The 11,099-nt window shown below is 71.3% G+C and carries 9 protein-coding genes; 4 read left to right on the top strand and 5 right to left on the bottom strand.

What is annotated here, in order from left to right; genetic code table 11:
• Positions 1-136 precede the first annotated feature (136 nt).
• The 3 genes from WBN91_RS30030 to WBN91_RS30020 form a co-directional block, all read right to left on the bottom strand.
• On the bottom strand, positions 137-2,404 hold the full coding sequence (locus WBN91_RS30030) for a hypothetical protein (protein WP_337727634.1): 2,268 nt from the start codon (positions 2,402-2,404) through the stop codon (positions 137-139).
• Complete coding sequence (locus WBN91_RS30025; protein WP_337727635.1) at positions 2,401-3,330, bottom strand: hypothetical protein; 930 nt, start codon at positions 3,328-3,330, stop codon at positions 2,401-2,403. Before WBN91_RS30025 ends, WBN91_RS30030 begins: the two co-directional genes overlap by 4 nt.
• Before the next feature lie 190 nt (positions 3,331-3,520).
• On the bottom strand, positions 3,521-4,936 hold the full coding sequence (locus WBN91_RS30020; protein WP_443217825.1) for an SDR family NAD(P)-dependent oxidoreductase: 1,416 nt from the start codon (positions 4,934-4,936) through the stop codon (positions 3,521-3,523).
• 51 nt (positions 4,937-4,987) lie between these two features.
• On the opposite strand from WBN91_RS30020, the gene WBN91_RS30015 reads away from it, so the two are divergent.
• Both WBN91_RS30015 and WBN91_RS30010 read left to right on the top strand, forming a co-directional pair.
• Complete coding sequence (locus WBN91_RS30015) at positions 4,988-6,196, top strand: hypothetical protein (protein WP_337727637.1); 1,209 nt, start codon at positions 4,988-4,990, stop codon at positions 6,194-6,196.
• A complete protein-coding gene (locus WBN91_RS30010; protein WP_337727638.1) occupies positions 6,193-6,819 on the top strand; it encodes a hypothetical protein in 627 nt (208 codons plus the stop codon). Before WBN91_RS30015 ends, WBN91_RS30010 begins: the two co-directional genes overlap by 4 nt.
• 19 nt (positions 6,820-6,838) lie before the next feature.
• Here the strand turns inward: WBN91_RS30010 and WBN91_RS30005 are convergent, their stop codons facing one another.
• Positions 6,839-7,330, bottom strand: a complete 492-nt coding sequence (locus WBN91_RS30005) for a hypothetical protein (RefSeq protein WP_337727639.1) — start codon at positions 7,328-7,330, stop codon at positions 6,839-6,841.
• Between the two features lie 133 nt (positions 7,331-7,463).
• On the opposite strand from WBN91_RS30005, the gene WBN91_RS30000 reads away from it, so the two are divergent.
• Both WBN91_RS30000 and WBN91_RS29995 read left to right on the top strand, forming a co-directional pair.
• The gene (locus WBN91_RS30000; protein ID WP_337727640.1) at positions 7,464-8,711 is read left to right on the top strand and encodes an ATP-grasp domain-containing protein; all 1,248 of its coding nucleotides are present in this window, start codon (positions 7,464-7,466) and stop codon (positions 8,709-8,711) included.
• On the top strand, positions 8,711-9,928 hold the full coding sequence (locus WBN91_RS29995) for an MFS transporter (RefSeq protein ID WP_337727641.1): 1,218 nt from the start codon (positions 8,711-8,713) through the stop codon (positions 9,926-9,928). Before WBN91_RS30000 ends, WBN91_RS29995 begins: the two co-directional genes overlap by 1 nt.
• Before the next feature lie 50 nt (positions 9,929-9,978).
• Here the strand turns inward: WBN91_RS29995 and WBN91_RS29990 are convergent, their stop codons facing one another.
• Positions 9,979-10,935, bottom strand: coding sequence for a LysR family transcriptional regulator (locus WBN91_RS29990; protein ID WP_337727657.1), 957 nt, complete (start codon positions 10,933-10,935; stop codon positions 9,979-9,981).
• Positions 10,936-11,099: the final 164 nt, after the last annotated feature.

Here is an 11,099-nt window from a genome sequence, read left to right as displayed (position 1 = left end):
GGTGGGGGAACCGAGGCCCTCCACTTGTAGGTAACACCTACCGCGCGCTCCGCGCGCGAACAACCGCGCTGCGCGCGAAGGGCGCGCTGCGCGCGTAAAAGCTACAGCTGCGCTGTGTCGTCGGAGGGCGGGTGGGTCAGGTGCTGTGCAGGCCCTTGAGGACTGCCCGCCGGACCCTCGGGCTGAAGTTCCTGAGGGCGTCATGTACCCGGTTTCGCCTGGTCGTCTGGTTCGCGTCGACCACCAACCCGCCTCCCCGAGCCGTCCAAGGAGGCAAGACGAACAACGGGTCCAGGTCGAACAGCGGTAGGTATTCCACGATGTCGTCGTAAATCCCGCACAGCTGTTCCAGCCTGTCCTCACCGTCCGAGGACTCGCCCTGCGTTCGGTACCAGTCCGCCAGGGCCGCGCGGAACGCCAGGACGGCCTTCTGGATGAGAATGGCCTTGGCTGCCGCGTCGGTGAACTCCGGGGTGCGCAGCCTTCGGTGTACTGCTTCCTGGGTTCTCGGTGGGGCGAAGTCGAAGGCCTCTCCGAGCATCAAGTCGACCTGGACGATGCCTTCCAAAGCATCCACGGCATCACGGAACAGGCGTTCCACCTCGCCGGGCAGCCTGCTTTCGGGTGACGTACGACCCGGCGCGGTGCCTACGAGCACGTTCAGTTGTCGGCCGATTGCGCCGAACTGGCGGTCCGAAGACGTTCGGACGCCGTCTACGTGTTCGGCCAGCTGCTCGATGAAACCGTAGATGCCGGCCTGTTGCCTGGAAAGCTGGTCCATCCGCTGCCTGAGCGCGGACATCGGATCCTGTTCCGCGCGGAAGGCTGTGGTGCCCACCAGGGCCTTGAAGTCCTCGGCGAAGGAGCGTTCCGAGAACACCAAGGGATCCCTGCCCAAGGGTTCGCGCAGTTGGATGGCCACGCCGTCGGTCAGCACGCCGTTGACCAGGACCACCACCTGGGCGTCCGGTTGGGCCTCGCGGACCGCTGACACTCGGCGCATCACGCGGGTGACGTCGTCGTTGTCCAGGAGCGAGCCCTCCAGCAGGACCGCGCAGCCGCCGTCGCGGTCGGGGAAGGTCACCCAGAACTCGGCCTTCGACTCCTCGCCGGTGCCCAGCAGGTGGTTGTGCCAGTACTCCCAGCCGTTGGCGTCCAGCAGGCGCCGCACGGCCCCGTCCAGGTCGTCGGCGCTCAGGGAACCGAACAGCTCCCGTGCGGCCTGGCGGACCATGTCGTCGGTGGCGGTCACGTCCGGGTCGTCCGTTGCCCTGGCCCTGTCGTCCACCAGGCGGAACACGCGGTGGCACAGGCGGACGACGTTGCGGGTGTTGCCGCCGGCCACGTCACGCAGGTACCGGACCGTCTCCGGGGTGAACGGGGCCAGGCCCGAACGGCCGGTTTGCGCTTCCTGGGCCCGCACGATGAACTCGCGGACCTGTGCGTGGCTCAGGCCGGACATCGTGACGGTGTAAGGGATCCGTTGCCGCACCGCGGGCGGCAGGACGGCCTTGAACTCGGGCAGGCCGCACAGCACCAGGCACGCGCCGGCCTTGGCGAACACCTGCAACAGGGTCTGGAACGCGGCCATCGTCTGGGCCTGCGGCTGCTTGTCCGCCGAGAAGATCTTGTCCAGCTCGTCCAGCGCGAGCACGAACCGCCGCTGCCGCCCGCCGAACAGCAGGGCGAACACGCCCATCGCCTCCAGCGCCGCGACCTCGGTGTCGATCGGGGTGGTGATGCCGCGCTCGACCAGCACCTGGTCCGGCGCGCCGCCCAGCAGCCAGGACCACACGGCGTGCTCGAAACCGGGGCGCAGCAACAAGGTCAGCGCGGTGCCGAAATCCTTGTTGTTGGTGACCTGGCGCAGGGTGTCCTGGACCTTGCGCAGCAGCGCGCTCTCCATCAGGCCCAGCCGCTCCACGACCTCCTGCGGCTCCAGCTGCCTGCCGCCCAGCCAGTCCAGGGTGTCGGCGGTCAACCCGGTGCTCTGCAACGAGTCCGCGACGATGTCGGCGTAGTAGTCGCTGACCTGCGCGCGCACGCCCTCGCGGCCCAGCCGCTGCATGAACCGGCGGTACAGCTCGATGAAGCTGTCCGCGGTCGCCTCCAGGTACAGGGCGCGGGTCGGGTCGTCCAGGGCGCGGCGGGCGTGGCGGACCAGGCGCACGGCCAGGTGGGTCTTGCCGGTGCCGTAGTCGCCGAGCACGGCGAACACCGTGCCGGCGCCCGCCGGGCCTTCCAGGTAGGTGTCGAGGTGGGCGACGGCCTGCCGGGTGGCGTCGGTGGCGATGGTGACGTCCACGGAGTCGAAGTCGTCCTGGAAGTCGTCGATGATCAGGGCGACCGCCATCGGCGAGAAGGGGTTCTTCCGCGCGGGCGGGAGGTCGTCGCTGCCGCTCATGGCTGCATCCCCAGTCCGTTCAGGTACGCCCTGATGTCGTCCACCGTCACCAGATCGGTATCGGTGTAGCTTAGTCCGGAAGTGAGCTTCCGCTCGTACGTTCCGTGGAGTATCCGCTGGAGCATGGCGACGGATTGACAGATTTTGCTGAGCAATTCGACCGCCTGGTCACTCAGTTGGGGATAGGTTCCCGCGTCGGTGTGACGCAGGAGCCGGTCCTTGGCGAACCGGAGCTGGTCCCCGGCGTCGAGCTTGCCGACCAGCAGGGTGACCGGCGGGACCCACGCCTCCAGCCGGCGCACCAGCTCCGCGAGGTCGTCGGCGCGGAAGAACGCGGACTCGGCGAAGAACAGCACGCGCGGGCTGCTCAACTGCTTGGCGTACCGGACCACCTCGTCCAGCAGCTCGTTGGGCGAGGGCAGCAGGACCAGCAGGACCACGTCGTCGGCCAGCAGGTGCGCCAGGCGCGGGAATACCCGCTGCGGGTTGGTCCGGTCGGCGCGGGTCGCCTCGACCTCCTCCGGGCGCAGCGCCCGCGCGTCGACCAGCCGGTCGAAGAGCTGGTCGCACACCTGGACCACGCGCTGCTGGATGGACAGCTCCTCGTCCTCGGGCAGGCACCCGGTGAGGTCGACGACCAGGCCGCGCAGGCCCCGCCCGCCCAGTTCCAGCACCGTCCAGTCGGCGCACCGGTTCACCAGCGCGGTCTTGCCGCACCCGGACTCGCCGGTGACCAGCACCAGCCGGCCGTCCTCCAGCACGCCCGACAGGTCGCCGACCTCCTGCTGGTACTGCTGGAACGCGGCCTCGGCGCCGTCGACGTCGACGTAGTACTCGCGGTGGGCGGTGCGCTCCCACGGCCGCAGCGGGCGCATCGGCGTGCGCTCCCACCCCGGTAACGGGAACGGGTTCATCGGCCGGGTCACCGCGGACCACCTTCGGCGCGCAACAGGACGGCGGCGTCCACCACCCGCCCGCGACCCATGCCCACCCCCACGCCCCCGGCGACCGCTCCAGCCTACCGACGGAGAGTGGCACACCGGGCCGGCCCGTGGCCGGTCGCTACCCGAATGGCGCACACCGGTTGCTACTTCCCCAAGTCCGGGGGAGGTGTGATCACCACGGAGCGGGTGCGTAGTCCTTCAGGAAGCAGCCGTACAGGTCTTCGCCCTGCTCGCCGCGCACGATCGGGTCGTACACCCGGGCCGCGCCGTCGACCAGGTCCAGCGGCGCGTGGAAGCCCTCGGCCGCCAGGCGCAGCTTGGTCGGGTGCGGGCGCTCGTCGGTGATCCAGCCCGTGTCCACCGCGGTCATCAGGATGCCGTCGGTCTCCAGCATCTCCTGCGCGCTGGTGCGGGTCAGCATGTTCAGCGCGGCCTTGGCCATGTTGGTGTGCGGGTGCCCCGGCCCCTTGTAGGCGCGGGAGAACTGGCCCTCCATCGCCGACACGTTCACCACGTACTTGCGGCGGGCCGTGGACGCGGCCATCGCGGACCGCAGGCGCGAGATCAGGATGAACGGCGCGGTGCTGTTGCACAGCTGGACTTCCAGCAGCTCCACCGGGTCGACCTCCTCCACCCGCTGCACCCAGCTGTTGGAGTGGTGGACGTCCGGCACCAACCCGCCCGCGTCGATCTCCGTCGACCCGGCGGTCAGCGCGAGCGCCGTCACCTCGGGCATGGACTCGCTCAGGGAACCGGTCAACGCCACCGGGTGCGCCGACGAGGTGTGGCCGAAGGAGATCAGCTCCGGCAGGGGACCCGACGGCAGCGGCGCGGACTCGGCGGCCACCAGCGGCGCGTAGGCGTCCCGGGACCGGCGCACGGTCTGCGCGGCGTTGTTGATCAGGATGTCCAGCGGGCCGTCGGCGGCCACGGTGTCGGCCAGCCGCACGACCTGGCTCGGGTCGCGCAGGTCGATGCCGACCACGCGCAGCCGGTGCAGCCAGTCGGCGCTGTCCTCCATCGACGCGAACCGGCGCACGGCGTCGTGCGGGAACCGGGTGGTGATGGTGGTGTGCGCGCCGTCGCGCAGCAGGCGCAGCGCGATGTACATGCCGATCTTCGCCCGGCCGCCGGTGAGCAGCGCGCGCTTGCCGGTCAGGTCGGCGCGGGCGTCGCGGCGGGACCGGTTGAGCGCCGCGCACGGCGGGCACAGCTGGTGGTAGAACGCGTCGACCTCGGTGTAGCGCTGCTTGCACGTGTAGCAGGAGCGGGCGCGCAGGAGGGTGCCCGCCTTCTGCCCGGGGTCGGGTTCGGCGAGCAGGATGCCGCGGGTCTCGTCGTCGATGCGGGTCGGCGAGCCGGTGGCGGTGGCCTCGATCACGGCCCGGTCGGCGAGCGTGACGGCGGCCCGCTTGGCGGCTTTGCGGCGCTTGCGGAGGCTCTTCCAGATCCCCGCGGTCGCCCGCCTGATGACCACCGCGTCCGGGTGCTCGGTGTCGAGTTCGTCCACCTGGGCGAGGACCCGCAGGGCGATTTCCATCTCGGCGGGGTCGATCTGCACGGGGCGAATCCTACCCGTGAAAAACATTCGTTCCTCTGATGGGTGAAATCCACGTGAGCCGGCGCTAGGGTGCCCGGCATGTCCACAGCGGGTCCGCGGGTGCGCCGACTGGCCCACCCCGACGCCGACGTCCGGGCGCGGGCACTCGGTCTGCCGCGCGGCCGACCGGCCGTGTTGCTGCTCGGTCCGTCCGGCGACCTCGACACCGACCTCGCCGCCTCCCTGCTGCCCGTGCTGCGCGCGGTGCTGGTCGCGGCCGTGCAGCGGGACGCGGCCGTGATCACCGCGGGCGCCGACGCGGGGGTCGCGCACCTCACCGGCCTGGCCGCCGAGGCCCTGGAGGGACGCTGGCCCAGGCTGGTCGGCGTGGCGCCGTCCGGGCGGGTCGCGGTGGAGGACGCCGAACCCGGACCGGGTGAGCAGCGTCTCAACGCGAACCACGACACGGTCGTGCTGGTGCCCGGCTCGCGGTGGGGCGAGGAGGTGCCCGCGCTGGGCCGGGTGGTGGACGCGGTCTCCGGCCGCCGCCCCGCCCTGGCCGTGCTGGTCGGCGGCGACGACACGGCCCGCCCGACGCTGGTCGAGCACCTGGGCCGGGACCGGCCGCTGCTGGTGCTGGCCGGCACCGGCGGGCTGGCCGACGACATCGCGCGCGGCGCGCTGGGCGACGACGACCTCGCCGTGCTGGCGCGCGGCGGTCAGGTCGCGGTCGTGCACCTGGACGAGGGACCGGACCGGATCGTCGCCGTGCTGCACCGCGTGCTGGGGTCGCGGGAGTTCGCCGAACCCGTGCAGCCGGTGCGGGTGTTCCCGCGGCTGCGGTTCCGGGAGCCCGCGCGGCGGCCCGTGGTCGACCCCGGGTACGTGCTGGACTACCCGCTGCTGGCGGACGCGATCCACGACGCCAACCAGGTCGTCGCGCCCGTGCTGCACGAGCAGGAGGTCGCGGCGCTGCGGGAGCGCGAGCGGGCGCGGCTGCTGGTCGTGCTGGCGGTGCTGGCCGGGTTCGCGACCGTGTCGTTCGGCGCGTTGCAGGTCTGGCTGCGGGACGTGCCGTGGCCCGGCGTGCTGGTCGCCGTGGCGGGCGCGGGCGCCGCGGTGCTGACCGTGCTGGCCCGCGGCGGCGAGAACCCCGACGCACGCACCCGCGCCGACCAGCTGCGGGCGCTCTACTTCGACCACCTGGCCGCGCCACCGGCCGCCACCGACGCGGAACGCGACGAGCGCTCCCGCGAGCTGGCGACCGAGGTGGCCCGCCACCGCCACGAACCGGTGAGCAACGCATGACGACCGACAGCACCGAGAACGCCGGGGGCACCGGGGACGACCCGAAGCCCGCGCCCACCCCGGTGGCGGTGGACACGGCCCAGGCCGCGCCGACCCGCCCGGACTCGCCCTCCGAGGTCTCCGAGCACTTGACCGCACCCTCCCCGAAGCCCCGGCCCGCGCCCGCCCCGCCCGCGCCGTCGCCGCGTCCCCGGGAGCCGCTGGTCCTCACCCCCGCGGTCCTCGCCGACCACCGCGAGCAGTTCCTGCGCGCCTACCTGCGCCACCGCGTCGGGGACCGCCTCGCCGCCTTCGAGCACGCCCGCAACCGCTACGCCCGTGCCCTGCGCTGGACCACCGCCTCCACCGTCCTGCTCTACACGGGCGCGGCGGCGTTGGGCGCGGTCGCCGTCGCGGACCCGGTGCAGCGGGCGATGTGGGGCTTCCTGGCCACCGTCGCCGCCGCACTGGCCATCGCGGTCACCGTCTACGAGTCGGCGTTCTCGTTCCGCGCCCAGGCCCGCCGCTCAGCCGGCGCGGTCGCGCTGCTGCACCTGCTCCAGGCCCACGGCGCACCGGAGGGCCAGGACGGCGTGGACGCCTTCCGCACCGAGGTGGAAAGCGTCCTGCGCCACGCCGACTAGTCCACAGTGGACACTGCGACTACCCGACCGGGCCGGACATCCGGTCCGCCAAGTACTCCTCGACCGCTCGCGCGTCCCTCGACGTGTAGAGGAACCGCACCCACGCCTGCTGCTCGTGCACCACGGGCCCCATCTCCCACACGCACATCACGGGGTTGTGCCCGCGCCCGCCCACCTGGCGGAACGCCCCGCCCGGCCCGCGCACGTACAGCGTCTGCCACAGCTCGTTCTCGTTGCGCCAGGTCCACACTGCGAGGAAGTGGTACCCGCCGCTGAGGTGCAGCACGACGCACCCGAGGGCCGCCGGGACCGCTCCCGACTCCACGGCCTCCAGCACGGTCCGGCGGGCCGAAGCACGGTCCTCGTCGGTGATCGCCTCGTCGTCGCGCACGACGTCGTACCACTTGAGCCGGCCGCCGGGCACCACCACGTCGTGGTCGGCCAGGGGGTGGACGGTTTTCGGGGTGTGCCGGTAGTCCGGTGCGACTCCGACGGATCCGGTGAGGGTCACGTCCGCATCCTAAGGACCGTTACCGCAACCCATAGGGCTTTTCAATGGGTCGTTCGGCAGTCGGGCTGTTGCCCGGCCGGAAGTCGGCACATAATCCGCACGGCCAATTTCGGGAATATGGGGGCGTGAACCGATGACCGGCACCCAAGCGGACCGGCCGCTGCTGCTCGTGGTCGCGACGGGCATGCGGCTGTACCGGGAGTACCTGCTGCGTTCGATCGGCGCGAAGTACCGCGTGCACCTGTTCCTCACCGCCGAACCGGAGTGGGAGAAGGAGCACGTCGCCGGCTGGACCGTGCTGCCCAGCACCACCGACGGCCCTGCGATGGCGGCCGAGGCGGCCAAGCTGCACGCGCAGGACCCGATCGCGGGCGTGCTGTGCTGGGACGAGGTCCGCATCCACGCCACCGCGTTCATCGCGCGCGAGCTCGGGCTGCGCAACGGCGACCCGGACGTCGTGTGGCGGTTGCGGGACAAGGGCAAGACGCGTGCCGCGCTGGACGCGGTGAGTGTGCCGCAGCCCCGGTCGATCGCCGTCAAGACGGTGGACGAGGCCGTGGCCGCCGCCGCCGAGGTCGGCTACCCGGCGATCCTCAAGCCGCGCGGGCTCGGCGCGAGCCTGGGCGTGGTGAAGGTGCACGGCGAGGACGAGGTGCGCGCGAACTTCGGGTTCACCGAGAGCGCCCGCGCGCCCGAGCCGGTCGTGTTCGACACCGACCAGCCGGTCCTGGTCGAGGAGTTCGTGTCCGGCGAGGAGATCAGCGTCGACTCCGTGGTCCGCGACGGCCGCGTGACCCCGCTGTTCATCGGCCGCAAGGTCGTCGGCTACCCGCCGTACGCCGAGGAGATCGGCCACTTCGTCGACGCAGACGACCCCTTGCTGACCGACCCCGAGCTGCTGAAGGTCTTGCAGGACACGCACGAGGCCCTGGGCTTCACGGACGGCATCACGCACTCCGAGTACATGCTGACCTCCAGCGGTCCCAAGGTGATCGAGGTCAACGGCCGGCTCGGCGGCGACATGATCCCCTACCTCGGCCTGCTCGCCACGGGCATCGACCCGGGCCTGGTGGCGGCCGGCGCGGCGGCCGGTCTGCCGGTGGACGTCGAGCCCAAGCACCGCCGGGTCGCGGGCATCCGGTTCTTCTACGTCGAGGAGGAGGACACGACCCTGGGTTCGCTGTCCTTCAACGAAGCCGCGCTGCCCGAGGGCATCGACCGCGTGGTGACGGTGGCCCAGCCGGGTGCGGTGGTGTCCCCGCCGCCGAAGGGCACGGTGTGGGGCCGGATCGCGTTCGCCATCGCCACCGGCGCCTCCCGCGCCGAGGTCGCCTCCCGGCTGGACGCGGCCGAGTCCGCCCTGGACGTCAAGAGCGCCTGATGACGACGACCGAGAGCCAGTCGACGGGCGTCTGGCGCACCTTCGTCGAGTCGCCGACCGCCGTGAAAGCCGTGCTGGGCGGCGTCTTCATCAACAAGGTCGGCGGCTTCCTCAACATCTTCCTGGTGCTGTTCATGACCTCGCGCGGCTACTCGGCCGGCGAGGCCGCGACCGCGCTGGGCGTGTTCGGCATCGGCAACGTCGTGGGCGTCCTGATCGGCGGCGCGCTCGCGGACCGCCTGGGCGCGCGCAACTCGACGGTGCTGGGCATGGCCGGCGCGGCGGCGTTGACCGCGGCGCTGCTGTACCTGCCCAACTACGCCCTCCTGATCGGCGCGGTCGCGCTGCTGGGCGCGATCAGCCAGATCTACCGCCCGGCCTCGGCCACCCTGCTGTCCGAGCTGACCGACGACGACCGCCAGGTCATGGTCTTCGCCATGTACCGGTTCGGCCTGAACCTGGGCACCACGGCGGCGCCGCTGATCGGTTTCGGCCTGTACCAGCTGGGTGGTGACAGCTACCACCTGCTGTTCTGGGGCGAAGCCGCCGTGGCCCTGGGCTACGCGGTGCTGGCTTTTTACGCCCTGCCCGCGAAAACGACCAAGGCCGTCGCCGTTTCCGAAGACACACCGGCGGAAACCGGCAGTTACCGCGACTTGTTCCGCGACCGGAAGTACCTGCTGTACTTGGTGGCCACGTTCTTCAACGCGGTCGTCTACGTGCAGTACATGTCCACGTTGCCACTGGACGTCGCCGCTTCCGGCGTGCCGATCTTCTGGTACACGCTGGCGGTGGCGCTCAACGGCGGCGCGGTGATCCTGTTGGAACTGGTGGTCACCAAGAAGACGCAGAAGATGAAGCCCCGCTTGGTGGTCTTCACGGCGTACGCCCTCACCGCGGTCGGTGTCGCCCTGTACGGCCTGCCCCTGGGTCCGGCCGTGATCGTCATCGGCACGCTGGTGTGGACCTTCGGCGAGATCATCGGCGGCCCGGTCGTCTTCGCCTACCCGGGCATGGCGGGTCCGGCGCACCTGAAGGGCCGGTACATCGGCAGCTTCCAGTTCATGTTCGGCCTGGGCGCGGCCCTGGGACCGGTCCTGGGCGGCTTCCTGTTCCTCAACCTGGGGCACGCGGTGTGGCCGGTGATGGCCGTCTCCGGCCTGCTGGCGGCGATCGCGGGCTACTTCTCCACCCAGAACCGCAAACAGCCCGCCTGAGCCCGGCTCCCACCGGCCCGGCGCTCGCCTGATCATCCGGGCCGACGACCTCAGCTGGCCGCCGCCGTGAACTCCGCGGCGGCGGCCAGCTTCGGCGTGCGGGTCTGGCCCCGGACGCAGTCCTGGTAAGCCCGCAACAGCCGCGTGTGCAGCTCCTCGATGTATTCCGCCGCCGCGCCGTCCCGTTGCCACACCAGCATCACGCGGCGGTGCACCGGGCTGCCGACCACCGGTTTCAACAGGACACCGGGCAATTCCCGTCCGGTGGGGAAGAAGCACGCGACGGTGTGGCCCGAGCGCACCAGTTCCGCCGCCGTCACCGGGTCGACGCCGAAGTGCACGCAACGCGGCGTGAACCCCGCCGCCTCGCAGGCCAGGTGCAGGTTCACCCGTCCGCCGCCGTAGTTCTCGTCCGGGACCGCCCAGTCCTCATCGGCCAGTTCGGACAGCCGAATCTCGCTGCGCCCCGACAACCGGTGCCCCGCCGCGATTCCGACCAACATGGGCTCGGTCACCAGTGAACGGCACGCGACCTCTTCGGGAATCCGCAGTGGACTCTGCGGGAACTCCACCACCAGGCCCACGTCCAGCTTGCCCGACCGCACCAGGTCGAGCACCGCGTCGCAGCTGCGCTCGACGTGGGTGGTGCGCGGTTGGTTGGGCAGCATGTCCCGCACCACGTCCACCAGCATCGGTGTCGGCGCGCCCGCCACGCCGCCCAGGCGGATGCCTGCGCCGCCGTTCTGCGCGGCCAGCCTGCGGGCGGTCACCATCAGGTCGTCGAACCGTTCCACCAGGTCACGCGACCTCAGCACGACGTGGCGGCCGAGTTCGGTCAGTTCCACGCCGTCGCTGCGCCGCAGGAAGAGCGGACCCCCGAAGCCGCGTTCGATGCGGCGCAGCTGCGCGGTCAGACCGGCTTGCGCGATCTTCAGCGAGGAGGCGGCCCGGCTGATGCTGCCCGCCTCCGCCACGGTCAGCACAACGTGGAGGTGTCTGAGCTCCATGTGCACTGACGCAGCCTAGGGCAACCGGCTGACGGCCAGCACCGACCGTGCGAGTGTGAAGGGTTGACAGTCGGTCGAGGATTCGTCGCACCCCGCTGCTCCAACAGGTGCATAACTGCCGAGTTATCGCCAGCTGCCAACTCCCCGCCGCACTCGGGTCTACA

The sequence above is a fragment of the Saccharothrix sp. CCNWYY140 genome (assembly GCF_037401995.1).
In the GTDB taxonomy this organism is placed as follows: domain Bacteria; phylum Actinomycetota; class Actinomycetes; order Mycobacteriales; family Pseudonocardiaceae; genus Actinosynnema.
This window is presented reverse-complemented; position numbering and strand designations above follow the sequence as displayed.